This is a genomic window from Dyella humi (assembly GCF_044904605.1).
Classification (GTDB): Bacteria; Pseudomonadota; Gammaproteobacteria; order Xanthomonadales; family Rhodanobacteraceae; genus Dyella_B; species Dyella_B humi.
In genome coordinates this window covers 1,597,911-1,623,559 of the sequence record NZ_JADIKI010000023.1, presented here as the reverse complement: position 1 = coordinate 1,623,559, position 25,649 = coordinate 1,597,911, and the positions used below count along the sequence as shown (strand labels likewise).

The following is a 25,649-nucleotide window of genomic DNA, read 5'->3' as shown; positions in this document are numbered from 1 at the left end:
TTGTAGCCGCCTCCGCTTAGCTCAAGTGTGAGGCGGCCGAATAAGCCTCAGTACGACCGGAGCATCCGTATGGAATCTCAGTTTCCTTCCGCACAGGAATATTCGGCACAGACAGCAAGCTATCCTGCTTTAGTTGTCGTTGACATTCGCGCGGAACAGGCCGCAGTAACCGAGTCCTATCGCAACCAGGTTCTGGTTGATGTCAACACCGACTGCGTTCGGTTAGCGGTGTTCGAGGGTGAATATCGCTGGCATCACCATCCGGATTCTGACGAGCTATTCTTGGTAGTGGCTGGAAAACTGCAAATCGACCTTGCGAGTGGTAGCCACTTAGAACTTACCGAATGGCAAAGCGTTGTCATCCCGGCAGGCACGGTACATCGAACGCGGGCCATCGGGCGGACAGTCAACATTACCTTTGAAAAGAACGGCGCACAGACCGTATTTGTCGAGACCGCCGTATAACAATTCATTCAAGCAGTCGCGCGTTCTGCGCACCGCTTAACTCAGGACTTAGGTGCCAATGGAAGATTCCTTGCCAATTTGGCCGCAGCATGAAGCCTTCTACATACAGAGCATGCTCTTTCACACAAGGCAGGCATGTACATCCATCAACTTCCTAGAGAGCTTAGTAAGCCGCTTGTCTAACGAGCGCAAAGCGGGTTTCGCGTCTGACTTCGATTGCTCGGCCGCACTAGATCATGTTCAAAACCTTGTGTTTCGCGCGGCAGCCGTTTCTCGCTACTTTTGGCCATCCAGGAAACAGTTCGAAGTCCGCGGCGAAAGACTCAGGGCTGCATTTGAGGTCAAAGATGAGTCCGCCCTGCGCAACCGCGATCTCCGAGATGCAGCTGAGCACTTTGACGAGCGTTTAGACAACTACCTAAAAGCCGGAATAGTAGGCTATGTCATCCCTGAGTGGTTCGGCCCGCTACAAAATCAAGAAGTGCCTACTCACTACTTTCGCGCGTACTTCATTAATACCGGATGCCTACGGATTCTAGATCAGGAGTTCTTTGTTCAACCGATTGCAGAAGAGATCGTTCGGGTGCATAACTTACTGACCAGCTTCGACGAGAATGGCGGCCGAATGCCGTGAGATTGGCACCTAGCAATTCATTCAAGAGGACGCGCGAAAAGCCGCGCGCCCCTTAACTCAGGTGTTAAGCCACCGTGAGACTCAGTATGAATTTGTCAAAGCTGTGTCTGGCTCATGCGAGCATCACTTTCGCTGCTGGCGTTGTTCTTGTCGCCGCACCGGCTTTAATCCCGAGCACAGTTGGGATCCATCTCAACCCAAATGAATACCTTCTAGCTTACTTACTGGCGGGCACGGAATTGGGCTTGGCTGCCCTCTCCTACAACGGCCGGAATCTTCGTCATCCGGAAGTGCGTCGAGTCGTTGTCATGCCATGCATCGTTGTCCACGCATCATCCGCCGCTCTTGAGGTCTTAGCATTTGCTCATGGCGTCAGTTCCGTCATTTTGGTCAATGCTTTCGTTCGTATCATTGTCGTTGGGTTATTCGCTTACTATGGTTTCTTCGCTCACAATACGAAATTCTCCGCATCAAACAGCTAACTCATATTTTGAGCGAGTGGGCTAACTATTCGTCCAAGCGGGCGCCTCCGGTGCCACTTAACTCAAGCGTTGGGTACTTCAAAAACACTCGCTGTGGGCCTATGGCGCGCCTGCCTCGAATGCGATCATCGGACTCGAGCAGTTTCAATGTGAGCGTCGCCGGAACTAGGAGCAAATCGTGCAGATGTCAGACATTCAGTTCAGTACGACAGACTGGTCGAAGGTTGAACGGACCGAGCACCAGGGCGAAATCGGGCTCGCGTACTGGCGAACGCAGCATTTCGGGAGCATCCGTGTACGGATGGTTGAGTACACGCCCGGCTACGTCGCAAACCACTGGTGCGTCAAAGGCCACATACTGCTGTGCACCGAAGGCGAGCTTCACACCGAACTCGAAGACGGCCGCAAGTTCACTTTGAGTGCGGGCATGAGCTACCAAGTTGCAGACAACGCAGAACCTCATCGATCATTCACTGAGGTCGGGGCCAAGCTATACATCGTCGATTGAAAGCCTGATGACTAACCTTTCGCTCGAACGGACCGCCACCGGCGTGGCCCCGCGAATTGCGTTGGTCCACTAATTCCAGCATTAGGCAGTGTCAAAGGGGAGGCCATGGAAACGTACTACGCTCTCGGCAAATCAATAGTAGTTCTCGGAGTGGCATTTCAATGCGCACTGCTTTTCATTCAAGGGTGGGCACTCAGCAAGAGCCGCGAACGCTGTTTTGTGCTGCTTTTCTCAGGGGCCGCACTTGGACTTGTGTATTCAATGCTTGCTGGCTTGCCATTTTTCATCCGGCTTAGCCTGCAATCGCATGTAGTCTTGGGAAAGGTAACACTGGGTTTGCTGGCAATCGGGGCAGCTCTTGGGGTGTGGGGCATGGCATTACTCGTGCGCTCCTATTACAACCTGTCTCAAAACGCTCCCTTTGGTTCTTCTGGCAAAACCTAACTATCCGTCCAAGCGGACGCGCGTGCCGCGCACCCCTTAACTCCAGCGTTAGGCATTGAGGCCATCCTTGTCACGCAACGTTCTTTTCATCTGCTCACAAAATCGCCTCCGCAGTCCGACTGCCGAGCAAGTTTTTGCTGATTGGCCAGGCATCGAAACTCAGTCAGCAGGCCTTGGCAATGACGCCAGTACACCGGTTTCTTCGGAGCTTCTCGCTTGGTCAGATGTGATCTTCGTGATGGAGAAGGCTCATCGCAACAAGCTTTCTAAAAAGTTTGGGCATCATTTGGGCGGTAAACGCATCATTTGCCTGGACATTCCAGACGAATACGATTTTATGGACCCAGTCCTCGTCCAATTGCTTCGGCAAAAGGTCACTCGATTCTTGCCAGTCTCCTAGTTCTGGCTCAAGCTGCAGCCAAACATCCAAGCTGACGCCTTCGGTGCTGCTTAATTCAGGCGTTGGATTTTGAATCAGATGGAGGTCATTAAATGAACTTCCGCACCACGATCAAACTGCCAAGCGCGTTTCTTCCGCTAGCCATGTCCGTCGCTGCCACTGTCATGGTCCTTGGCTATGTCACCACGTTTGGAGTCCCTCGTGGGGGCGACGAGGGTGCTGTTGCCCATCTTTGGCAGTTGCTCATGGTCGGACAACTACCCGTCATTGCGTACTTTGCAATCAGATGGCTGCCACGAACTCCACGGTCTGCTTTACCGGCATTGCTACTTCAGGCTGTCGCTTTCCTCGCTGCGGTTGCACCGGTCTATTTTCTCCATCTGTAGCAACTTGCAGAAATGCCCGATCTTGCCTCGTCGTCATTCCGGCGAAGGCCGGAATCCAGTTTCAATACGTTGTGCGAAGCGCTCAACATCAGGTGTTGTGTCCTTCGGACGCGTGTTTGAACTGGATTCCGGCCTTCGCCGGAATGACGGTGAGGGAGTAGCGGACATTTTCGTCAGCGTGTCGCGAATAATGAAAAGCTCAATAGTTCCAAGGCTGGTAGTTTCGCTGGGATGATTACCTTCCTGATGGCGTGGTCAGCCATAGCGATATGTAACAACCTTTGCCCTTGGCGCGGTTATAGTTGAGGCGCCGGCCGGCTTTGGGCCGCCGGCCATTCTGGGGGGATAAATCCAGATCTATATCGACAGGGCAGTATCCATGTCGCCATAGGGCGATGTGTGTCTACATGTGACCACGGAGGATTCATGAACACCGAGTACAACCCTTATTCGCCGCCTACCGGCGCAATCGCTGACTATGTCGACGCTCAGAGCCTGCAGGTGGCAGGCAAGGGCCGTCGCTTTGGCACCTTGATCATCGATTACGTAGGCTACTATTTCATCATGTTCGTCATTGGGATCGTCATAGGCATTGCGCTTGGGCGTCAAGGCGTCCAGACATTGGGCATCGGGTTTTGGTATTTACTGGCATTTGCCGTGCTCCTCGGCTATTACCTTTTCTTCGAAGGTATCTGGCAGCGCACGCCGGGCAAGTTCATTCTCGGGACGGTCGTTGTCGACCTTAAAGGTGGGAAGCCGAGTTTCGGGCAGATCCTGGGACGCACGTTTTCCAGGCTGATTCCGTTCGAAGCTTTTTCGTTCTTCGGACAAGACGGCTGGCACGACTCCTTGCCCAAGACAAAGGTTGTGATGACACGGAAGGGCTGATGGAATACGGCGGACGCCTAGCTGCGTCCGCCATCCGTCTGCAGTCAGTCGCTGTAGTCTGCGATGTAGATCAGCAAGCCATCGCGTTCGCGGTATTCGCTGCGCCCATCCAGCGCAATGCTTTGGCCTGCGCGGATGCCATTGGGCAGATCAACGGCGAAGGTGCCTTGGAAATGGATCTGCGCGTGCGCCGTGCCGTCCGCTTCGTTGTAGCGGGTGATGATCTGGTGCCGAGCGGAGAACAGGTATCGTGAACTCTCCGCAAGATGGCGCAGTTCGTGGGCGCCAACGGTGCGCACGCTGAGCACGCCGGCGGTGTAGTTCTCGAAGATCACTTCGCTATGCATGGTGGCGAGCATGGCATCGACGTCGATGCGGTTGTAGGCGTCGATATAGCGGTCGATGAGAGCGCGCATGGGGTTCTCCTGGAAAACGGGAGCGAGCATACCGGACTTGTGCGGCACCGTGCCGGAACAGCAGCCCGGGCGTAAGATCGGCCCTGCCTTATGGCCATCTTCAGGAGGTATCGCGATGAAAGCATCGGTTTTTGTCGGGGTGAGCGTCGACGGATTTATGGCCAGAGCCAATGGCAATCTCGACTTCCTGCCGGAGGGCGGCGGCGAGCCACATGGCTATGATGAATTCATGAGCACGGTGGATGCGCTCGTCATAGGGCGCAAGACCTACGAAACGGTGCTTGGCTTCGGCGGATGGGCTTATGGTGAAAAGCCCGTTTTTGTACTGAGCTCCCGCGAACTGGCGCCGCCGCCTGCCGGTGCCATCGTGGAACACGTGTCTGGTGAACCGAAGGACATCGTCTCCACGTTGGACCGTCGCGGCATCCGCCATATTTACGTGGATGGTGGCGTGACGATTCAGGGGTTTCTTCGCGCTGGACTCATTCAACGACTTATCGTTACTCGCGTGCCGGTGCTGATCGGCACAGGCATTTCGTTGTTTGGATCAATCGAGAACGACATTCGGCTCAAGCACATCGCTACACGTTCGTATGGCAGTGGATTGGTTCAGAGCGAATATGAAGTTGTTGTGTGATCGGGATACCTTGCAGCCAAACCTGGTCGCGCCTAGACCGTCATTCCTGCCTTCGCCCATTGCTGTCTGTGGAAATGCAATCGACCGAAACGCCGTGCGGTTAAAACTTCCCTGAAAATTCAACACTCCCGAATCCGTCGTCCCGGCGAAAGCCGGGATCCAGTGCCCTTGATGATCTTCAAGTCGCTGGGTCCCGGCTTTCGCCGGGACGACGAACATATAGGCATTTCGGCAAGCCGGGCGAAATTTTCCCCGAACGGCAATGGGCCTTCGCTGGAATGACGACTGGGCATCTTCGAGCCCTATGAAAAGTTGAGCGCACGCTAGCGCTTCTTGACGTTATCCGTCTGCTCAATAAACCGCGCTACGTTGTCATGCAGCAGCTTCAGCGATTCTTCGTGCGCGTACACCATGTGTCCTGAGGGATACCACGCATAGCTGACGTTGTTCATCAGCGCGGGCTGGATCGGCATATGGTGCATTTCGTAGTCGGCGGCGTAGAAGGGCGTGGCGAGATCGTAGTAGCCGCCGTTGAGTAACACTTTCAAAGTTGGATTGGTTTTCATTGCCTTGGCCAAGTCCGGCATCACGTTGACCGCGCCGTCGTGACCGTTGTGCTTGAAACCCCAGTCGCCGACGTCGGCAAATTCGTGATAGACCTGATCCTGGCCGAACTTGAGATCCTTGCGCACGTAGTCGTTGAACGCGGCGATGTATGCGGAGCTGATCGCGGAAGATTGCGGATCGTATTCAGCCTCCTTGCTCAGCGGATCGAGCGACGGACCGGCGAAACGCGAATCCAGACGGCCGGTGGTGTCGCCATTGTCGCCCAGCAGTTCATGCTCGAACATGCCACCGGTGACGCGCAGATCGGCCTTCAGTAGATAATTGACCGAAAGGCCGGTGTACTGATGCAGCTTTTCGGCGATGGCCTGTTTACGCGCATCATCCAAGCGAGAACCTTGCATCAGTGCCTGGGCATACTCACCCAGTGCGAACTGTTCCACTTCTTGCAGTAAGGGTTCCAGTTCGGCCGGTTGTTGCGGCAATTTATGGTGATAGTAGGCGGTGGCGGTGAACGTGGGCAGCGCCAATTCGTATGGCAGGTCGACGCCTGGATTCTGGTCGGAGCCGTCGATGCTGGTATCGAAGTTGAGAATCTGCGAGAGCAGGATCACGCCGTTGAGATCGACGCTGTCATCGTTTTCCAGATCGTTGGCAAGCACGGCCGAACGCGTAGTGCCGTAGCTTTCGCCGAACAAGTATTTCGGCGAATTCCAGCGGCCGTAGCGCGACAGGAACTGCGTGATGAATTGCGCAAAGGCGTGACCGTCGCCGTCGACACTGTAGATATCCTTGCGCCGATCCTTCATTTGCTCGTCGCGCTTGGAGGCATCCGGATCGTTGGCGACGAGGCGGCTGAAGCCGGCACCCGGTGCATCGATAAAGACCAAGTCCGACGCATCGAGCAAGCTGTAGTTATTGTTTATCAGCTGATAGGGCGCGGCCGGTGTATGGCTATCGTCGGCGGTGACGACACGGCGCGGACCGAATGCGCCCATGTGCAGCCATACCGTGGCCGAGCCGGGGCCGCCGTTGTAGATGAAGGTGATGGGCCGCTTGGACGCATCCTCACCTTTCTTGAAGTAGGCCGCGTAAAACATGCTCACGGTGGGCTCGTTTTCCTTGTCGCCCTTGCCGTGCAGCACGATGGTGCCGGCTACCGCTTTGTACGCGATGCGCTTGCCTTCCACGGACACCGAGCCTTCGCTGGCTGATGCTTGCGGATGCAGCAGGATAGCCTCGGGCTTCGCCTCGTCCGACGAGGTTTTGTCTTTCTTATCGGCCGCGTGGGCCGTGCCGAGCGACAGCGCGGCCAGAGCGAGAACGAGCGGAAGCTTGCGCATGGGGAATCCTTGTGCGAGGCGGCGCCACGTGCGCGCCTGGATTCCCAGCTTAGGCATCGAGCACGTCGAGTTTCATACGCCAGAAGTCATTGTTCCGCCTTTATGTGCAAAGCGCTCGCGATAGCGGGCCGGGCTGACCTTCAACGTACGGCGGAAGTGATGACGCAAGGTGTCGGCGCTGCCGAAGCCGCAGGCATCGGCGATGCGCTCCACCGGCCACTGGCTGCCTTCCAACAATTCCCGGGCGCGCGCCAGGCGGTCCTGGGTCAGCCACTGCTTGGGTGAGCAACCGGTGGCTTCCTCGAAGCGTCGCAAGAAGGTGCGTTCGCTCATGCGCGCGCGTTCGGCCAGTTCGTTCAACGGCAGCGGTTGATCCAGATGGCGGCGCATCCATTCCAGCAGTTTGCCCAGCGCCGCGCCTTGTTCGGGCAGCGGCGCAGGAATGAATTGCGCCTGCCCGCCATCGCGATGTGTAGGCACCACCGCGCGGCGCGCCACTTGGTTGGCGATATGCGGGCCGTAGTCGCGGCGGATCAGATGCAAGGAAAGATCGATTGCAGCGGCGCTACCCGCTGACGTCAGCACGTTGCCTTCATCCACATACAGCACATCCGGCTCGATGCAGATATGCGGATAGCGTTCCGCCAGCTTTTCGGCATAACGCCAGTGCGTAGTGGCCGAGCGACCATCCAATACGCCAGCTGCGGCCAGCACGAATACGCCAGAGCAGAACGAGAGCAGCCGCGCGCCACGCTTGTGCGCGGCGCGCAATGCATCGAGCAGAGCCTTGGGCGGTGCGGCATCCACGCCGCGCCAGCCCGGCACGATTACGGTACCGGCTTGCGCGATCAGTTCCAGGCCGCCATCCGCCTGCACGCGCAAACCACCCGCCGCACGCAACGGTCCCCGCTCCACTGCGCAGGAAGCGAAGCTATACCAGCGTTCGAATTCAGGCCGAGGCAGGCCGAACAGCTCTACGGCAATGCCGTATTCGAATGTGCACAAACCGTCGTAGACCAGCGCAACCACGCGTGCGTTGGTTGGCCCCGGGCTCGGGCGGGAGCGTTTTGGCGATTTCTTCATGGTGGCTGGCATTCTTGCCAATGTCGATCGCGCACGCCAGTGCCCACACTGTGTCCATGTTCGTCACGGAGCAACACGCATGAATACCGTCGTCACCCGCATTCCCACCGCTACCAGCCCGCAGGCGCTGGCGCACTTCGAAGCGCGCCTTGCCTATGAAACGGATTGCGCCGATGTCTGGTACGCCACGCAACACGAAACGAAGGACTTCGTTTTGCTGGATGTACGCACACCCACTTTGTATGCGGCAGGACATGTGCCCGGCGCCATCAACATGCCGACACGCACCATCAGCGAACAGCGCCTAGCCGAGTATTCGCCCGATACGGTGTTCGTGGTGTATTGCGCCGGCCCGCATTGCAACGGCGCCAACAAGGCGGCGGTGAAACTGGCGCAGCTCGGCCGTCCGGTGAAGGAGATGATCGGCGGGCTTACCGGATGGATGGATGAAGGCTTCGGGCTGGAGCGTGGGTGATATACAAGTTTCCCTCGCCCGCGTAGCCGATTCAGCATCACGCTTCGCCCGAACCCTCACCCCCGGCCCCGCTCCCGAGGGGAGAGGGGAGTCGTCACAAGCCCTTGGGATTACGCACGCAGCGCAGCTGCTTCGCGCGCGAGTTGCTCAATGCCCGCCCAATCGCCGGCATTCAACTTGTCGCCCGGCGTAAGCCACGAGCCGCCCACGCACAGCACGTTGGAGAGCGAAAGGAAATCCTTCGCAGTGGCGAGCGAGATGCCGCCGGTTGGGCAGAAACGAATCTGCGGCAGCGGACTCGCCCAGGCGCCGAGCAGTTTCGCGCCGCCGGCAGGTACGGCGGGGAAGAACTTCAGGTGGCGGTAGCCGCGTTCGAACAAGGCCATAGCTTCGCTGGCGGTGGCGATACCGGGCAGCAAGGGCAGGGTGCTGTCATCGGCCGCGGCAAGCAATTTCGGCGACATGCCGGGTGACACGGCGAAGCGCGCACCGGCTCTTTCCGCCGCCTGCAGATCGCTCGCGGTAAGCACGGTGCCGACGCCCACCACGGCGCCTTCTACTTCGGCGGCAATCGCGCGAATTGCATCGAGCGCCGCCGGTGTGCGCAGCGTTACTTCGATTGCCGGAATGCCGCCGGCCACCAGCGCGCGCGCCATCGGCACGGCGTGCTTGGCATCTTCGATGATCACCACCGGGATCACCGGCGCCAGGCGCATGGTGGCTTCGACGTGTTGTTGCTTGGTTTCGATGTTCATGGTCATTCCGACTGTTTTTTTGTGGCCGTCATTCCCGCAAAAGCGGGAATGACGGCCATGGGGGTTACGTGAGGTTCAAAGCACTCCGGCACCGAGATCAGCAGTCACCGCACTGCGGCGGAAAATGCCGAACAGCTCGCGCCCCATACCATGCTGATGCCTGGAGAGATCCTCCACCGCCGGCGTGCGTGCAGCGAATTCCGTGGCATCCACTAACACCTCGAGCGTGCCCTTCACTGCATCTAAACGAATGACATCACCGTCGCGCACTTTCGCGATCGGACCACCATCGTCCGCTTCCGGCGTCACGTGAATCGCCGCCGGCACACGACCGCTGGCGCCGGACATGCGACCGTCCGTGACCAATGCGATGCGATGACCGCGATCCTGCAGCACGGCGAGCGTCGGTGTGAGCTTGTGCAGTTCCGGCATGCCGATGGCGCGTGGCCCCTGGAAGCGCACCACCGCGATGAAATCGCGATTGAGCTCGCCGCGATCGAAGGCGCGCTTGATGTCGTCCTGATCGTGGAACACCACCGCAGGCGCTTCGATCACCAGGCGATCGTCCGGCACCGAGGACACCTTGATCACCGAACGGCCCAGATTACCGTTGAGCATGCGCAGTCCGCCGTCGGTGCGGAACGGTTCGCTCGCGCCGCGCAGCACGCCGCGATTGCCACTTTCTTTCGAGACCGGCTTCCAGACGAGCTGGCCCGCTTCGTCCAGCTCCGGCACTTTGGCGTAACCGGAAAGATCGGTGCCGGCGATGGTGCGTGCATCGCCGTGCAGCAAGCCGGCGCTCAGCAGTTGATCGATCAGGAAACTCATGCCGCCGGCTTCGTGGAAATGATTCACGTCGGCATAGCCATTGGGATACACGCGCGCCAGCAGCGGGGCGACGGACGACAACGCGTCGAAATCCTCCCAGCGCAGTGCAATGCCGGCCGCCTGCGCGATTGCCACCAGATGCAGCAAATGATTGGTCGAACCACCGGTGGCGTGCAGGCCGATCACGCCGTTGACGATGGCGCGCTCGTCGACGATGTGGCCGATCGGCAGATGCTCGCCCGCCTTGCCCAGTGCTGCGCAGCGACGTACCGTTTCGGCGGTGAGCGCATCGCGCAGCAGCGTATCCGGCGCCACGAAGCTGGCGCCCGGAAGATGCAGGCCCATGATCTCCATCAACATCTGGTTGGAGTTGGCGGTGCCGTAGAACGTGCAGGTGCCGGCCGAGTGATAGGAAGCCGCTTCCGCTTCCAGCAATTCGTCACGGCTGGCTTTGCCTTCCGTGTAGGCCTGGCGCACTTTCGATTTCTGTTCGTTGCTGATGCCGCTGGGCATCGGGCCGCTGGGCACGAATACGCCCGGCAGATGGCCGAAGCTCAACGCGCCAATCAGCAGGCCCGGCACGATCTTGTCGCAAATACCCAAATACAGCGCGCCATCGAACATGTCATGCGAGAGCGCAATCGCCGTGGTCATGGCAATCAGATCGCGCGAGAACAGCGAGAGCTCCATGCCGGCACGCCCTTGCGTGACGCCGTCGCACATCGCCGGTACGCCGCCAGCCACCTGCGCGGTGAAGCCGGATTGGCGCGCCACTTCGCGAATGAATTCCGGATAGCGCTCATACGGCTGATGCGCCGAGAGCATGTCGTTGTACGAGGTGACGATGGCGAGGTTCGGCGTATGGCCTTCGCGCAGCGCTGCCTTGTCGTGCGTGTTACACGCGGCAAAGCCGTGGGCGAGATTGCCGCAGGAGAGCCGCGCGCGATGCGGACCATCGATGATGGCGTTGTTGATGCGCTCAAGATAGGCGGCGCGCGTGTCGCGGCTGCGTTCGCGCAGGCGTTCGGTAACTTCGGCGACAACAGGGTGCAAACTCATTTCAGACTCCGGCCGAGAGGGCTCGGCGTTGATTCATTCTTGCCGCGATGATTGATCTTGCCCGGACGTCATTCCCGCGAAAGCAGGAATGACGGGCGCACTGAACCAGCCTCGAATTGAACCTGGCTGCTTCAAGGACACCAATAGATATCCAATGGCCGATCTGCCTGCAGCACATGGGCAACCGGCAGCGCGCTGCCCGGCTTCTCGGCTTGCGCCAGCACGTCGCGCTTGTCGTCGCCTTGAACATGCAGATACAGCGACCGCGCCTTCAGTAGTACCGGCAAGGTGAATGTGATGCGCGGCTCACCCGCACCCGGCGCACGCATCGGCAGCACCAGCGCGGTGTTCGAGGCATCGAGTGCTTCGCTCAAACGATCGCCACCGGGAAAGAACGAAGCAGTATGTCCGTCCGGCCCCATGCCGAGCACGATCACGTCGAATGGCTGCCTCATCGCCGCCACTCGCGCACGCGCTTCGCCGATACCCGCTTCCGGCGTGGGTGTTTCCACGTATAGCGGCACGAATTCGGCATCCGCCGCCTTGTGTTGAAGGAGTAACGATGCCACCAGCCGCGCGTTGGAACGTTCGTCGGTATCCGGCACCCAGCGCTCGTCGACCAGGGTAACGGTGACCCGCGACCAATCCAGCGCCTCGTTCGACAGGGCTTCGAACAGGCGCTTGGGCGTGCTGCCACCGGATACCGCGATCAGCGCTTCGCCGCGCGCGTCAATGGCTTCGCGCAGCTTGCTTGCAATGCTGGTCGACAAGGCCTTGGCCAGCGTTTGCCCGTCATCGAACGCATGCAGGGCGTGTTGCTGGCTCACTGTTCGAAATCCTCGTCCCAGGTGCGGCCATCGCGTTCGATCAGCGCCACCGCAGCACTCGGCCCCCAGGTGCCGGAGGTGTACGGACGCGGCGCTTCGCCGCCTGCCGACCACGCGGCCAGGATCGGATCAGCCCAGCGCCATGCGGCTTCGACTTCATCGCGACGCATGAACAACGTGGGATTGCCGCGCACCACGTCAAGCAGCAGGCGCTCATACGCGTCCGGCTGCTGCACGCCGAAGGCTTCGGCGAAGCTCATATCCAGCGGCACATGGCGCAGACGCAAACCGCCCGGACCGGGATGCTTGATGGTGAGCCACAGCTTCACGCCCTCGTCCGGCTGCAGACGCAGCACCAGGCGGTTCTGCGCCAACGGGCCGGCGGATGCGGTGAAGATGGAGTGCGGCACCGGCTTGAATGCCACCACGATTTCCGACACGCGCTCGGCCAGACGCTTGCCCGTACGCAAATAGAACGGCACGCCGGACCAGCGCCAGTTGGCGATTTCCGCTTTGAGCGCTACGAAGGTTTCGGTGTTGGAGTGCTCGACCTTCGACTTGCTGCTGCTGTTCAAGTCTTCGATATAGCCAGGCACGCTCTTCCCTTCGCCTACGCCAGCACGGTATTGGCCGCGCACGGTGAGCTGAGAGGCGTTGGTTTCGTTGATCGGTTTGAGCGCGTGCAGCACTTTCAATTTTTCATCGCGCACCGCATCCGGCGACAGCGAGGACGGCGGCTCCATCGCCACCATGCACAAAAGCTGCAGCATATGGTTCTGCACCATGTCACGCAGCGCGCCAGCGTGGTCGTAATACGGACCACGGCGTTCCACACCCAGCGTTTCGGCCACGGTGATCTGCACGTGGTCAATGTGACCGGCGTTCCATAGCGGCTCGAACAACGCGTTGCCGAAGCGCAGCGCCAGCAGGTTCTGTACGGTTTCTTTGCCGAGGTAATGGTCGATGCGATAGGTCTGCGATTCGGCGAACACGCGGCCGACGTCGTCGTTGATGCGATTGGCGCTGGCCAGATCTTTACCGATCGGCTTTTCCAACACCACGCGCGACTTGCCCTCATTGAGGCCGTAGCCGCCCAGACGCTGGCAGATATCCACAAACAGGTCAGGCGAGGTGGAGAGATAGAACACGCGCACGTGATCGGGGCACTCGCCCATCAGCTTGGCGAAATCGTCCCAGCCGGCGTCTTTGCGGGCGTCGAGGGGACGGTAATGCACCAGTTGGAGGAAGGCATCGAGCTTGCTGCCCTCCTTGGAAGCGGCCCCATTGAGCGCAGTACGGACCTGGGCGCGATAGCCGTCGTCATCCAGGCCTTCGCGGGCCACGCCGATGATGCGGCTGCCGGGCTGGACCTGCCCGTCGACAAAGCGGTGGAAGAGGGCAGGGAGCAATTTGCGTACGGCCAGATCGCCAGTGCCGCCAAAAATCACCAGATCGAACAGATCGACCGGTAGCGCGGGTGCAGTCACAACTCACCTCTATGCAATGCGGGCAGCCGCGACAATGCGGCCGCCGGGGAAGCTCGATGGTACCAATGCCGTACCAGGCAATACCAGTCCCTTGTGCAGTGCAATCGTATGCATTGTTTTCATAAGGGCAAAAATCGTAAATCGGGAACCGTAAATCGTAAAAAGCTGCATGCATGGTCGCATTTGGGGCGCTTCCGGCCGATTGCTCCTCTCTATTCCCGATGGACGATTCCCGATTCACGAACTAGTTGTTCCAGTGGTCACGCATTGGTATGGTTCGCAACTATGCAGAATGCCCTGGCCGAGGAATACCGGCGCCTAAGCCGCGATACCACCACCCACCAGCCGCTGGCCTACCTGCGGCTGCGGCGGGCTATTCGAAACGTCATCCAGCATCGCGACATCGAGCCAGGCCAAACCCTGCCGAGCGAGCGCGATTTATCGCAGGTCTTGGGTTTGTCCCGCGTGACCGTGCGCAAGGCGATTTCAGGTCTGGTTGAGGAAGGTCTGCTCACCCAGCGCCACGGCGCCGGCACCTTCGTGGCCGAGCGCATCATCAAACCGATGTCGCGCCTGACTAGCTTCACCGAAGACCTGCGCGCGCGCGGCTTGCATCCGCGTTCCGAATTCTTCGAACGCAGCGTGGGCGAGGTGACGCCGGAGGAATCGATGGCGCTCAACCTTTCGCCCGGCGTGCTGGTAGCGCGCCTGCACCGCGTGCGTTACGCGGAAGACGAACCGTTGGCGATCGAGCGCAGCGTGGTGCCGGCCAGCGTGCTGCCGGATCCGCATGAGGTGCACGATTCGCTGTACGAGGCGCTGGAGAAATACAACTGCCGCCCGGTGCGCGCATTGCAGCGTTTGCGCGCGGTGTTGCTGGGTGCACGGCAAGCGCGGTTGCTGCACGTGAGTGCAGGCAGTGCGGGCTTGCATATCGAACGCCGCGGCTTTCTCGACGATGGGCGCGTGGTCGAATTCACCACTTCGTGGTATCGCGGGGATATCTACGACTTCGTTGCCGAATTGCAGACTGACTGAAAGCCAACAATTTACCGATGTAGACCAGAACCTTCTCGATAACCGTTTCTAGGTTACATAACTGCTGTAAGGGAGTATGCAGATGTGCTTTTTACGCGTTTTTAGGCGGGTGAGTTTCTTCGCAATTTTCTTATTCGTTTCAATTTCGGCACATAGTGATGAATATCTTCCCGGTGGAGCCATTCTATTCGGTCACTCCGGATATAACTACGCCCCATCAGTCATAGACGACGGCACAACAGAGAAGTTTTGGTGGTGCGGATATGGCACTCCTCCTGGAAGCACCAATAAAACAGACGTTATTTATTACACATCCTACGACTGGGGAAGCAAACAATGGGGAAGCATCGTTCAAGTGCTTGCTCCAAATGCAACAGGATGGGATAGCGGTTTTACCTGCGACCCTTCTGTCATTCAAGGCTCTTTTGTAAATCCAGACGATCATCTTACTTATGGTTATGCCATGTATTACACGGCAACAACCCTGTCAGGTAGCACGATCGGAACCAACAGCATAGGTGTAGCCTTTTCAAATGATGGGATCAATTGGATAAAATATTCACAAAATCCAATTATTAACCAGCAAAATCCTGCAAATACTGCTCCAGGAGTTTATGGCGCAGGTCAGGCGGCAACCTATAACTTCGACGGAAAGGCAGGCATTTATATATTTCACACCGATGATTCAACCAGCAATGGCCATAGAATGTGGCTACGCATTGCCAACGATGGCATCCACTTTGGTGCCCCTCAGCTTTTGAGCAATCAAAGTAGCGACGGATATACGCTCTGCACCAACAACGACATCGCCTATGACTACAAAACGGATTATTTCTACGGCGCTATAGAAACTTGCGGCACGGGCCGCCCCGGGGAGCATGAGACGTATCAATTCGGCCTGTACAGGATCTCGGGCGCAGCACTTCGGGCTGGCCAAGGGCCATGGGAGCCGCTTGGCTACGTCAATTCAGCAATGACAGGGTTCGATCTGAACCATAGCCCAGGTTTAAAACGAGACGGCTGGGGTAATTTGACCTCATGGCTTCCCATGGTTTCGGTCTACTTTGCCGGCGGCACAAATGATCCGAACACTTGGAATCTGACCACGGTAGGCTGGGTTCCTACGCCCAGCACATATGCACTTAATAGATACGCCAAGTATCCGGATGGACACTGGGTTAGCACGGGTTATGTGGGACCTGGATACAACCTTGAATCAACTCTTGGATACCTTTTTATGACACAGGTACCCAACACACGCCCGATTTATAACTGCGAACTTCTGGATGGCATTCATCATTTCATCTCTATAGATTCCGCTTGCGAAAACCAAAAACCCTTAGGCGTTGCAGGTTGGATTTACCTCACCTCGCAGGCTGGTGTATCTACTGCGGCGATTTATCGGTGTAGCGACGGCGGCGGCGATCATTTTGCTTCTCTTGATCCGAACTGCGAGGGAACAACCGTTGAAAATCAAGGGCAGCCGCTGGGATATGCCAAGACAAGCCCATAGGTAACTTTAGAAGTCATCCAGTCAAAGAAGCGGCGACCGGGCAAGGACAGGGTCCACTGCAAGCAGTGGACCCGCGCCAGAATTGCCGTAACCGCCCCCACCCGCTAAAGTTCCGCCCGTTCCAGGTGTCCCCATGGCCAACGCCTAAGGGATGAAACGGGAAGCCGGTGCGCTGTTCGCACAGCAAGGCCGGCGCTGCCCCCGCAACGGTAAGCGAGAAGGTTTCGAACGATCACGCGCCACTGTGCTTTCGCATGGGAAGGCATCGTTCGATGGCATGCATTGATGCGCGCCGCTCGCGAGTCCGGAGACCGGCCCGGAACAGGTTCTGGCACTCGCGGTGGGCGAGGCATGGAAATCGCGCCGCGGCATTCGCCGCCTGCCCGTCTTCCGTTCCTCTGATCCACCCGAGCGTCGGCTTGCTCATTTGCGCCGCGCGGGGACGCTCGGCAGGGGAACATCCTGATGTTGTTGAAGAAAACCACGCTCGCAGCCGCCTTGCTGCTTTCATTGGCCGCACCGGCCGTCTACGCGCAGTCCACCAACGGCCAGAGCGACACGCTGGCGCCGGTGATTGTCACCGCCACACGCACCGCCATTACCGCCAACGAGGCGCTGTCGTCGGTTACCGTGATCACGCGCGAAGACATCGAACGGTTGCAACCGGTGTCGGTGGCCGACCTGCTTACCGGCCTGCCCGGCGTATCGATCGGGCAAACCGGCGGCATCGGTGCGCAAACCTCGCTGTATCTGCGCGGCACCAATGCCACGCACGTGCTGGTGTTGATCGATGGTGTGCGCATAGGCTCGGTCAGCATCGGGCTGCCGGCGCTAGAGCAGATTCCAGTGAACGCGATTGATCGCATCGAGATCGTGCGCGGTCCGCGTGCCAGCCTTTACGGTTCCGATGCGCTTGGCGGCGTGATCCAGATATTTACCAAGCACGGGCAGCCGAACGGTGGCATCACACCCTCCGTGAGCGTGACCGGCGGCAGCCACGATTACGTGAACGGACAGGCCGGCGTTTCCGGCGGCGATGCGCACCTTTGGTACAACGCCAGCCTCGGCGGCACCTATACCGGCGGCATTCCGGGCTGCCGCATGGGCGCGGCCGAAGCGGGCGTGGCGTGTTTTGTGGACGATCCGCGCAACGACGCCTATCGCAACTGGAACGGCTTCGCCAACTTCGGCTATCGCTGGGACAACGGCACCGAGCTGGCCTTCAACTGGTTGCGCAGCAAGAGCAACGCGGAATATGCCGGCAGCCCGTACAGCGGCAACGACGGTATTGAAGAGCAATACGTGGCCGGCGCGCGCTTGAGCTTCTCGCCGCTGTCGATCTGGAAGGTCACACTCAACGCGGGACAGAGCCGCGACGACAACGCCACCTTCTACAACGGTAGTTATTACGGCCAGTACTACCCGCGCATGGCCACAGGTTATTTCAATTCGCGCCGCAACCAGGCGTCGTGGCAGAACGACATCACGCTGGCCGCCAATCAACTGCTCACCGTGGGCGTGGACTACCAGCAGGAGCGCATCGCCAGCGATACCGCTTTCGAGCAGACCACGCGTGGCGACACCGGCACCTTTGCGCAATACCAGGGCACGTTCGGCCGAAACGAAGTGCAGCTTTCGGCACGGCACGACCACAACGACCAGTTCGGCAACCACAACACCGGCGCAGCGGCGTGGGGCTATCACTTCGAGAACGGCCCGGTGCTGTCGGTGAGCTACGGCACCGCCTTCCACGCGCCGACCTTCGACGATCTGTACTTCCCCCCCTTCGGCGGCATACCCACCGCCAATCCCAACTTGCGGCCGGAAACCTCGCATAGCATCGAAGTCGGCCTCACGCAGCAGCTGGATCACTGGAACTGGGGCGTAAACGCGTACCAGACCACCATCAGCAACCTGATCGCCTTCGACAGCAACTACGTGCCGCAAAACCTCAGCCGCGCGCGCATCCGCGGCCTGGAAGGACAATTCGGCTTCAACCTCGACGATTGGCGCGTGCAGAGCTATCTCACGCTGATGCAGCCGAAGGACGACGACGGCAGCGCCAACAACGGCAACCTGCTGCCACGCCGGGCACAGCGCACGGCGCGCGTGGACATCGATCGCAAGCTGGGTCAATTCAATGTCGGCGCCACCTTCTTCGCCGCCAGCAAGCGTTACGACGACACGGCTAACACCCGCCGCATGGGCGGCTACGCCACCACCGACCTACGCGCCAGCTACGCCTTCGCCCCCGGCTGGCAGGTGGAGGCCAAGCTGGCGAACGTGTTCGACCATAACTACGAGACGGCGTACTACTACAACCAGCTGGGCCGCACCTGGTATCTGACGTTGCGTTATAGCCCGTAAACACGACACCTTGCGTTCACTTCCTCTCCCTCAAGGAAAGGGCCTACCCCCGACCGGATCGGGGGTTGAGGTGATGTTTATCGACACCTCGCCGTCATCCCAGCGAACGCTGGGATCCAGTGACTTTGCTCTTTGATGGCTGCCCAGGCGAGGTTGAAAGGCGCTGGATCCCAGCCTTCGCTGGGATGGCCCCATGTTTTGACTGAGGTTCTAGGCAAGCCAGCTACGGCACGTTGTGGAAAAAATACGCGCCATGCCTTTCGGCACGGCTGGACTTCAGGCACATTTGCGGGGCTGGCCCCCAAGGCATAAAGGTGCCCATGAATGTGCCCTTCTTTTTGCTTGCGCCACGGCCTGCGCGGGATGCGCGCGACCGTGGCTTGCGTTTACCTGACGCGGTTGCGTGGGTGACGTCATGAATATCTTCGCACCCATCATTCGCCGCCCCATCGGCACCTCGCTGCTGGCGATCGGGCTGGTGTTGGCCGGCTTCTGCGCCTACCTGATGTTGGGTGTCGCGGCGCTGCCCACGCTGGATTTCCCCGGCGTGTTCGTGACTGTCGCACAGCCAGGCGCCAGTGCGCAGACCATCGCGAACACGGTGCTGGCGCCGCTGGAGCGCCATCTGGGCCGCATTCCGGGCGTGCAGGAGATGTACGGCAACGCCAATCAGGGCAGCGCCACGGTGATGGTGCGCTTCGATTTCGGGCGCAACATCGACAAGATCGCCGAAGACGTGCAGACGGCGATCAATGCCGCGCAACCCGATTTGCCTACCTCGCTGCCGAGTCCGCCGCAGTACTTCAAGTTCGATACCTCGCAGATTCCCATCCTGCACGTGGCGCTGACATCGAGCAGCATGCCGCCGGACAAGCTCTACGATCTCACCGACACGTTGGTAAGCCCCGCCCTCGCGCAGATTCCGGGTGTGGCACGGGTGCAGTTGTTCGGCGGTACGCCGCACGCCGTGCGCGTGGACGTAAACACTGCTGCGCTTTCCGCCAAGGGCCTGACCGCCAACGACATCCGCAACGCCTTGATTGCCGCCAACGTGACCTCGCCGCAGGGCATGCTCAGCGACGGCCAGACGCAGATGACGGTCACCGCCAACGACGCGCTGCATACGCCCGACGATTTCGCCTCGCTGGTGATCGCCAACCGCAAGGGCGTGCCGGTGTATCTGTCTGACGTGGCCACCATCAGCGGCGGCGAACAAGATAAATACCAGGCGGCCTGGTTCAACGGCATGCGCACCGTGGGCCTTGAGATCAACAAGCGGCCGGAGGCCAATGCGGTGGCGACGGCGGAAGCCGTGCGCGCGAAGCTGCCCGAATTACGCCAGCTGTTGCCGGCCGACGTGCAGATGACGCCGATCTTCGACTTCACGGAGAGCACCAAGGGCGCGCTACACGAGGTGGAGGTGGCGCTGCTGATCAGTATCGTGCTGGTAGCGCTGGTGATGCTGGTATTCCTGCGCCGATTGCGTCCTACGCTGATCGCCGCGCTCAGCGTGCCGCTCTCGCTGGCCGGCGCGTTCGTGGTGATGTGGTCGCTGGGTTACACGCTCAACACGTTGTCTTTGGTGGCGCTGGTGCTGTGCATCGGCTTCGTGGTGGACGACGCCATCGTGGTGATCGAAAACATCTTCCGCCACATGGAACACGGCGAACCACCGCTGGATGCCGCAATGCGCGGCGTGAGCGAGATCGGCTTCACCGTCATTTCCATCACCCTCTCGCTGATCGCGGTGTTCGCGCCACTATTGTTCGGCAACAACATGCTGATCATGCTGCTGCGCGAATTCTCGGTGACGCTGACCGCAGCCGTGGTGATCTCCGCGATCGTTTCACTGACGCTTACCCCTGCACTGTGCGGTCATTACCTGCACCCGGAAGCGGCTTCGAACAAACCGCCTTCGCGCATCGAACAGTCGTTGCAGCGCTTCGACCGCTGGCTGCACAGCCATTACGAAAGCGCGCTGAATTGGGCCATGCATCATCGCCGGCTGATGCGCTGGCAGCCGCTGACGCTGCTGATCCTTACCGCCGTGCTGGGTTGGGCGACGGTAAAAACGGCAGGCGGCACCTTCATGCCGGATCAGGACACCGGCCAGCTCGCCGTCAGCCTTCGCGCAGACGCCAACATCTCACCTACCTTGCTGTCCACGCGTGTGCAGCAAGCCAACAAGATCCTGCAGGACGATCCGGCCACGCTCGATGTCTTGACCGTACTCGGTGGGGAAAACAACGGCGGCGGCGCGGTAGGCAATGCTGCTTCGATGTACGCCGACCTCAAGCCGCGCGGCAACAGTGCGGGCGAACGCAAGGACGACATCAAGAAAGTGATCGAGCGGCTGCAGAAGAAGTTCGACCCGCTGCCCGGCGTCAAGGCGTATTTCAATCCCATCCAGTTCTTCAGTGGTGGCGGCGCAGGCGACAACGCGGGGCAGTACGAATTCCAGATACTCGATACCTCCGGCGGCCAGGACCTGCAACCGATCACGCTGCAGATGGTGCGCAAGCTGCGCACCATTTCGCAGCTGACCGACGTGAGCAGCAACTTCGATCTGGTCGGTAAGCAACAGCAGATCAAGATCGATCGCGAAAAAGCCGGACGCCTGTTCGTGAGCATCGGCGACATCGATTCGGTGCTGCTCAATTCGTTCGGGCAGAACCAGGTCTCTGTGATCTACTCGGACATCAACCAGTACCGCGTGGTGCTGACGTCCTCTAGTTCCGAAACGATGAGCGCCGAAGCACTGCTCAATCTGTACGTGCGCAACAGCAAAGGTCAGATGATTCAGCTGTCCGCGCTGGCCACCGTGGTGCCGGACATGAGCCCGCTCGGCATTCGCCATCACGACCAGCAACAAGTGGCCACGATCAACTACAACCTCAAGCCCAAGGTGCAGCAGAGCGAGGGCATCGATCTGGTACAGCAGGCTGCGCTGGCGGTGCACATGCCGGCAGGTGTGCGGCTGGATTTCACCGGCGCCAATCAGCAGTTCCAGCAGGCGCAATCCAATGGCGGCATCCTGCTGCTCGCGTCCATCGTGGCCATGTACATCGTGCTGGGCATTCTCTACGAAAGCCTCGGCCATCCGCTGACCATTCTTTCCACCTTGCCGGCTGCAGGCATGGGCGCGTTCCTGGCGATGCTGGTCACGCACACGCCGCTGTCGCTGATGGTGATCATCGCCATCTTGATGCTGATCGGCATCGTGAAGAAGAACGCGATCCTGATGGTGGACTTCGCACTGGTGGCGCAGCGCCAGCACGGCATGTCGCCGCCGGATGCGATCCGTGAAGCGGCGCTGGTGCGCTTCCGTCCGATCACCATGACCACGCTAGTAGCGATGGGTGCGGCGCTGCCGTTGGCGATCGGCTTCGGCATCGGTTCGGAAATGCGTCAGCCGCTGGGTATCGCGATCGTGGGCGGCCTGCTGGTGTCGCAGATGCTCACTTTGTTGAGCACGCCGGCGATTTACCTGTGGTCGTACGATCGCGGCCTGCGTAAGGCGGCACGCAAGGCACGGCGTGAAGAGAAGCGGCGGTTGCGGGAGCTGGGGCAGCAGACGCCGGCTATTGAGATCGAATGATGTAGCGACGTAGCGGGTAGGCTGGGATGGCAATCCCAGCATGAGAACCCGCGAAATCGCTGGGATTGCCATCCCAGCCTACGATGGGCTTACGCGGTTTGCCATGCCTTCCGGCACGGACCGACTTCAAGCACATTTGCATGAATAGGCATCGGCGTATTAAGTACGTATGGATGCATTCTGCGCGCAAAATACCCGTTCTCGTGACATAAACATCGTCGCCGTCCCTGCGGCGAATGCAGGGATACCTGCATGAATATTTTCGAACCCATCATCCGCCGCCCCATCGGCACCTCCCTGCTGGCAATCGGGCTGGTGTTGGCGGGATTCTGTGCCTATCTGGTGCTGGGCATCGCTGCGTTTCCATCGGTGCAATTTCCTGCCATAGCAGTAGTTGCGCAGTTACCTGGCACCAACGCGCAGACCATAGCATCCACTGTAACGGCGCCGCTGGAGCGCCAGCTCGGGCGCATTCCCGGTATCCAGCAGATGCAATCGGACTCGAACAGCGGCGGCTCGCTGATCCAGATTCAATTCGAGATGTCCCGCAGCGCGGATCAGGCCGCTCGCGACGTACAGGCGGCCATCAACGCCGCCGCACCGGACTTGCCGACCGAAATGGCGCTGTTTCCGCCGCAGATATTCAAGAACGACACGTCGCAGATTCCGGTACTGCTGATCTCGATGACGTCCACCAGCATGCCATCGGACAAGCTCTACGATATCGCCGATACGCTGATGCGACCGGCGATAGCGCAGATTACCGGCGTATCGCAGGCGCAGTTGATCGGCGGTTCGCCGCATGCCGTTCGGATATCTTTGAATGGCGCCGCACTGACGGCCAAAGGCCTGACTGCCAATGACGTAGCGAACGTGCTGCGCGCAGCGAATGTGGCCTCACCGCAAGGCATCATCAACGACGGCATGACGCAGATGACGATAGCTGCCAACGGCGGCCTGCAAACGCCAGCCGACTTTGCTGCGCTGGTGATCGCCAACAACAAGAAGGGCGCTCCCGTACATCTGTCCGACGTTGCAAGCGTCAGCAATGGACAGCAGGATGCCACACAAGCGGCCTGGTTCAACAACCAGCATGCAGCGATCATGCAAGTGCAGAAGCGGCCCGAGGCGAACGCCGTGCAAGTGGTGGAGGAAATCCGCGCCACGCTGCCGAAACTGCAAAAGCTGGTGCCGGCCGACGTACAGATCACGCCGATCTTCGATCTGACGCAGTCCACCAAGTCCGCCCTGCACGAAGTGGAAGTGGCGTTGCTACTCAGCATCGTAATGGTGGCGCTGGTGATGTTGCTGTTCCTGCGCCGCATGCGGCCGACCATCATCGCGATGTTTAGCGTGCCGCTGTCGCTAGCCGGTGCGTTCGTACTGATGTACGCACTCGGTTTCACGCTCAACATGCTATCGCTGATTGCGTTGGTGCTGTGCGTGGGCTTTGTGGTGGATGACGCCATCGTGGTGATCGAGAACATCTTTCGCCATATGGAGAAAGGCGCCAAACCGTTGGATGCCGCGCTCACCGGCGTGCGCGAGATCGGTTTCACCGTCATCTCGATCACGCTGTCGCTGGTGGCGGTATTCGCACCGATGGTCTTCGGCCACAATCAGATGGTGATGCTGATGCGTGAATTTTCGGTCACGCTGATCGCAACCATCGTGATTTCTGCAGTGGTTTCGCTAACGCTGACACCCGCATTGTGCGGCCGGTATCTCACCGAGGAAAAACGCGACAGAGCCGCACCGGGCAAGCTCGAAGCAGCGGTGGAACGCATGGACCGCTGGCTGCTGCGTATTTACGAGCGCGGGCTGGATTGGGCCATGCATCACCGTCGCATCATGCGTTGGCAGCCATTGATCCTGCTTGTGCTGACCGTCGGCGTGGCCATCGCGGTGGTGAAAACGGCAGGTGGCACGGTGATGCCGGAAGGCGATACGGGCATGCTGCAAGCTGATATGGTGGCGGATGCCAACATCTCGCCGGACCTGCTGGGCAAGCGCACACAAGCGGTGGCCAAGGTCATGCTGGCCGACCCGGCCGTTCTGGACGTAGCCGCGTTTCTCGGCGGCAACAACACCAACGGTGCAGTGGGCAACGAAGCCAGCTTCTTCATTGACTTGAAGCCACGCGGTGACGGCGCGGGCCAACGACGCGATCCCGCGGATAAGGTGATCAAACGGCTCAACGAACAGTACAAGAAGCTGACCGATGTGAACGTGGCCGTCACCAGCCTGGGATTTTTCGGCGGCGGCGGTCAAACCAAGGCGAAAGGCCAGTACGCCTTCGAGCTCACCAGCACCACCGCCCAGCCGCTGCAAGGGCCAACGCTGAAACTGGCGCAGGTGATGCGCAAGATGAAGCAGTTCAAGGACGTAAGCTCAACGTTCGACAGCATCGGTAAGCAGCAGTTGCTCGAAATCGATCGCAACGCAGCGGCGCGCCTGCAGGTCAACATCGGCCAGATCGATCAGGCTTTGGCCGATGCCTTCGGGCAAACGCCTGCGTCGGTGATCTACTCCGACATCAGCCAGTACCAGGTGGTGCTCATCGCCGACAACGCGTATTCGCTGAGCCCCGCCACCTTGCTCAACCTGTACGTGCGCAACAGCCACGGCAAGATGGTGCCGTTCTCTGCCGTGGCGCACATCCGGCCACGTATCGAGCCCATCGATATCCAGCACTACAATCAGCTCGAGGCGGCGACGATCAACTACAACCTGGCCGAAGGCGTCACGCAGACGGATGGTCTGAAGCTCATCGACCAAGCCATGTTCGCCGCGCAACTTCCTGCCGGCGTGCTCAAGAAATACACCGGCGACAACCAGCAGTTGGCCGACGCGGCGGCCAATGTGCTCATCATCTTCATCGCCGTGATTCTCGCCATGTACATCGTGCTGGGCATCTTGTACGAAAGCCTGATCCATCCGCTGACCATTCTCTCGACCTTGCCCGCGGCCGGCATGGGCGCCTTTCTCGCCATGCTGATCACGCATACGCAACTCAGCACGATGTCAGTGATCGCGGTGCTGATGCTGATCGGCATCGTGAAGAAGAACGCAATTCTGATGGTGGACTTTGCGCTGGTGGCCGAACGCGAAGGCGGCCTCACACCGCCGGAAGCGATTCGCGAAGCCGCACTAGTGCGCTTCCGCCCCATCACCATGACCACGCTGGTGGCGATGGGTGCGGCATTGCCGCTGGCGATCGGCTTCGGCATTGGCTCGGAAATGCGTCAACCGCTGGGCATCGCCATTCTCGGCGGCCTGTTCGTGTCGCAGCTGCTTACGTTGCTCAGCACGCCGGCGATCTATCTGTGGCAACACGATCGCCACGTGCGTAAAGCGGTACGCAAGGCGCGGCGAGAGGAGAAGCGTCGCTCGCGGCAATTGGGCAAACCGATGGCCACGCCTGAAGTGGGCAGGGCGGGTTGAGATCCGCT

At 59.6% G+C, this 25,649-nt stretch carries 21 protein-coding genes and 1 riboswitch; of the genes, 14 read left to right on the top strand and 7 right to left on the bottom strand.

The features are described from left to right. Positions 1–69 precede the first annotated feature (69 nt). The 7 genes from ISP18_RS18475 (at position 70) to ISP18_RS18445 (ending at position 4,207) form a co-directional block, all read left to right on the top strand. On the top strand, positions 70–465 hold the full coding sequence (locus ISP18_RS18475) for a cupin domain-containing protein (protein WP_380015569.1): 396 nt from the start codon (positions 70–72) through the stop codon (positions 463–465). 58 nt (positions 466–523) lie between these two features. After that, a complete protein-coding gene (locus ISP18_RS18470; protein WP_380015566.1) occupies positions 524–1,099 on the top strand; it encodes a hypothetical protein in 576 nt (191 codons plus the stop codon). A gap of 86 nt (positions 1,100–1,185) precedes the next feature. Further along, positions 1,186–1,581, top strand: a complete 396-nt coding sequence (locus ISP18_RS18465) for a hypothetical protein (RefSeq protein ID WP_380015563.1) — start codon at positions 1,186–1,188, stop codon at positions 1,579–1,581. A gap of 184 nt (positions 1,582–1,765) precedes the next feature. Beyond that, positions 1,766–2,089 carry a DHCW motif cupin fold protein gene (locus ISP18_RS18460; RefSeq protein ID WP_380015897.1) on the top strand — a complete coding sequence of 108 codons (324 nt, stop codon included), beginning with the start codon at positions 1,766–1,768 and terminating at the stop codon, positions 2,087–2,089. Positions 2,090–2,194: 105 nt separating this feature from the next. Further along, positions 2,195–2,533, top strand: coding sequence for a hypothetical protein (locus ISP18_RS18455; protein ID WP_380015560.1), 339 nt, complete (start codon positions 2,195–2,197; stop codon positions 2,531–2,533). Positions 2,534–2,600: 67 nt separating this feature from the next. Next, entirely contained in the window at positions 2,601–2,933 is a 333-nt protein-coding gene (locus ISP18_RS18450; RefSeq protein ID WP_380015557.1) for a low molecular weight protein tyrosine phosphatase family protein, read from the top strand. A gap of 812 nt (positions 2,934–3,745) precedes the next feature. Beyond that, a complete protein-coding gene (locus ISP18_RS18445) occupies positions 3,746–4,207 on the top strand; it encodes an RDD family protein (RefSeq protein WP_380015554.1) in 462 nt (153 codons plus the stop codon). A 44-nt stretch (positions 4,208–4,251) separates the two neighbouring features. Here the strand turns inward: ISP18_RS18445 and ISP18_RS18440 are convergent, their stop codons facing one another. Beyond that, complete coding sequence (locus ISP18_RS18440) at positions 4,252–4,623, bottom strand: nuclear transport factor 2 family protein (RefSeq protein WP_380015551.1); 372 nt, start codon at positions 4,621–4,623, stop codon at positions 4,252–4,254. Between the two features lie 115 nt (positions 4,624–4,738). Here ISP18_RS18440 and ISP18_RS18435 point away from each other — a divergent pair, with 115 nt between their 5' ends. Beyond that, positions 4,739–5,260 (top strand): dihydrofolate reductase family protein, encoded by a 522-nt coding sequence (locus tag ISP18_RS18435; protein ID WP_380015548.1) that lies wholly within the window; start codon positions 4,739–4,741, stop codon positions 5,258–5,260. A 323-nt stretch (positions 5,261–5,583) separates the two neighbouring features. Here the strand turns inward: ISP18_RS18435 and ISP18_RS18430 are convergent, their stop codons facing one another. Continuing rightward, positions 5,584–7,167 carry a S10 family peptidase gene (locus ISP18_RS18430; RefSeq protein WP_380015545.1) on the bottom strand — a complete coding sequence of 528 codons (1,584 nt, stop codon included), beginning with the start codon at positions 7,165–7,167 and terminating at the stop codon, positions 5,584–5,586. 72 nt (positions 7,168–7,239) lie between these two features. Beyond that, positions 7,240–8,250: a transcriptional regulator FtrA gene (gene ftrA / locus ISP18_RS18425; protein WP_380015542.1), complete on the bottom strand. Its 1,011-nt coding sequence runs from the start codon at positions 8,248–8,250 to the stop codon at positions 7,240–7,242. A gap of 79 nt (positions 8,251–8,329) precedes the next feature. Between ftrA and ISP18_RS18420 the strand changes: the two genes are divergently transcribed. Then, entirely contained in the window at positions 8,330–8,725 is a 396-nt protein-coding gene (locus tag ISP18_RS18420; protein ID WP_380015539.1) for a rhodanese-like domain-containing protein, read from the top strand. A 110-nt stretch (positions 8,726–8,835) separates the two neighbouring features. On the opposite strand, the gene eda is transcribed toward ISP18_RS18420, so the two are convergent. From eda to zwf, 4 genes are all read right to left on the bottom strand, one after another. Next, a complete protein-coding gene (eda, locus tag ISP18_RS18415; protein ID WP_380015536.1) occupies positions 8,836–9,486 on the bottom strand; it encodes a bifunctional 4-hydroxy-2-oxoglutarate aldolase/2-dehydro-3-deoxy-phosphogluconate aldolase in 651 nt (216 codons plus the stop codon). Positions 9,487–9,555: 69 nt separating this feature from the next. Then, positions 9,556–11,367: a phosphogluconate dehydratase gene (gene edd / locus ISP18_RS18410; protein WP_380015533.1), complete on the bottom strand. Its 1,812-nt coding sequence runs from the start codon at positions 11,365–11,367 to the stop codon at positions 9,556–9,558. A 131-nt stretch (positions 11,368–11,498) separates the two neighbouring features. Next, positions 11,499–12,194, bottom strand: a complete 696-nt coding sequence (gene pgl, locus ISP18_RS18405) for a 6-phosphogluconolactonase (protein ID WP_380015530.1) — start codon at positions 12,192–12,194, stop codon at positions 11,499–11,501. After that, positions 12,191–13,681 carry a glucose-6-phosphate dehydrogenase gene (gene zwf, locus ISP18_RS18400; protein ID WP_380015527.1) on the bottom strand — a complete coding sequence of 497 codons (1,491 nt, stop codon included), beginning with the start codon at positions 13,679–13,681 and terminating at the stop codon, positions 12,191–12,193. Before zwf ends, pgl begins: the two co-directional genes overlap by 4 nt. A gap of 285 nt (positions 13,682–13,966) precedes the next feature. On the opposite strand from zwf, the gene ISP18_RS18395 reads away from it, so the two are divergent. The 5 genes from ISP18_RS18395 (at position 13,967) to ISP18_RS18375 (ending at position 25,641) form a co-directional block, all read left to right on the top strand. Beyond that, entirely contained in the window at positions 13,967–14,719 is a 753-nt protein-coding gene (locus ISP18_RS18395; protein WP_380015524.1) for a GntR family transcriptional regulator, read from the top strand. Between the two features lie 82 nt (positions 14,720–14,801). Further along, on the top strand, positions 14,802–16,232 hold the full coding sequence (locus ISP18_RS18390) for a hypothetical protein (protein WP_380015521.1): 1,431 nt from the start codon (positions 14,802–14,804) through the stop codon (positions 16,230–16,232). Between the two features lie 106 nt (positions 16,233–16,338). Further along, a riboswitch (cobalamin riboswitch) is annotated at positions 16,339–16,566 on the top strand. Positions 16,567–16,697: 131 nt separating this feature from the next. Then, positions 16,698–18,599, top strand: coding sequence for a TonB-dependent receptor domain-containing protein (locus tag ISP18_RS18385; RefSeq protein ID WP_380015518.1), 1,902 nt, complete (start codon positions 16,698–16,700; stop codon positions 18,597–18,599). Between the two features lie 415 nt (positions 18,600–19,014). Further along, positions 19,015–22,197: an efflux RND transporter permease subunit gene (locus ISP18_RS18380; protein WP_380015515.1), complete on the top strand. Its 3,183-nt coding sequence runs from the start codon at positions 19,015–19,017 to the stop codon at positions 22,195–22,197. A gap of 252 nt (positions 22,198–22,449) precedes the next feature. After that, on the top strand, positions 22,450–25,641 hold the full coding sequence (locus ISP18_RS18375; protein ID WP_380015512.1) for an efflux RND transporter permease subunit: 3,192 nt from the start codon (positions 22,450–22,452) through the stop codon (positions 25,639–25,641). The last annotated feature ends 8 nt before the right edge of the window (positions 25,642–25,649 follow it).

Bases quoted from the DNA above. Each gene is read 5' to 3' on its own strand.
- ISP18_RS18385 (WP_380015518.1), top strand. From the start codon at position 16,698: ATGTTGTTGAAGAAAACCACGCTCGCAGCCGCCTTGCTGCTTTCATTG.
- ISP18_RS18465 (WP_380015563.1), top strand. From the start codon at position 1,186: ATGAATTTGTCAAAGCTGTGTCTGGCTCATGCGAGCATCACTTTCGCT.
- ISP18_RS18420 (WP_380015539.1), top strand. From the start codon at position 8,330: ATGAATACCGTCGTCACCCGCATTCCCACCGCTACCAGCCCGCAGGCG.
- ISP18_RS18380 (WP_380015515.1), top strand. From the start codon at position 19,015: ATGAATATCTTCGCACCCATCATTCGCCGCCCCATCGGCACCTCGCTG.
- ISP18_RS18375 (WP_380015512.1), top strand. From the start codon at position 22,450: ATGAATATTTTCGAACCCATCATCCGCCGCCCCATCGGCACCTCCCTG.
- ISP18_RS18475 (WP_380015569.1), top strand. From the start codon at position 70: ATGGAATCTCAGTTTCCTTCCGCACAGGAATATTCGGCACAGACAGCA.
- ISP18_RS18470 (WP_380015566.1), top strand. From the start codon at position 524: ATGGAAGATTCCTTGCCAATTTGGCCGCAGCATGAAGCCTTCTACATA.
- ISP18_RS18445 (WP_380015554.1), top strand. From the start codon at position 3,746: ATGAACACCGAGTACAACCCTTATTCGCCGCCTACCGGCGCAATCGCT.
- eda (WP_380015536.1), bottom strand. From the start codon at position 9,486: ATGACCATGAACATCGAAACCAAGCAACAACACGTCGAAGCCACCATG.
- ftrA (WP_380015542.1), bottom strand. From the start codon at position 8,250: ATGAAGAAATCGCCAAAACGCTCCCGCCCGAGCCCGGGGCCAACCAAC.
- ISP18_RS18430 (WP_380015545.1), bottom strand. From the start codon at position 7,167: ATGCGCAAGCTTCCGCTCGTTCTCGCTCTGGCCGCGCTGTCGCTCGGC.
- ISP18_RS18390 (WP_380015521.1), top strand. From the start codon at position 14,802: ATGTGCTTTTTACGCGTTTTTAGGCGGGTGAGTTTCTTCGCAATTTTC.
- ISP18_RS18440 (WP_380015551.1), bottom strand. From the start codon at position 4,623: ATGCGCGCTCTCATCGACCGCTATATCGACGCCTACAACCGCATCGAC.
- edd (WP_380015533.1), bottom strand. From the start codon at position 11,367: ATGAGTTTGCACCCTGTTGTCGCCGAAGTTACCGAACGCCTGCGCGAA.
- ISP18_RS18455 (WP_380015560.1), top strand. From the start codon at position 2,195: ATGGAAACGTACTACGCTCTCGGCAAATCAATAGTAGTTCTCGGAGTG.
- ISP18_RS18460 (WP_380015897.1), top strand. From the start codon at position 1,766: ATGTCAGACATTCAGTTCAGTACGACAGACTGGTCGAAGGTTGAACGG.
- ISP18_RS18435 (WP_380015548.1), top strand. From the start codon at position 4,739: ATGAAAGCATCGGTTTTTGTCGGGGTGAGCGTCGACGGATTTATGGCC.
- ISP18_RS18395 (WP_380015524.1), top strand. From the start codon at position 13,967: ATGCAGAATGCCCTGGCCGAGGAATACCGGCGCCTAAGCCGCGATACC.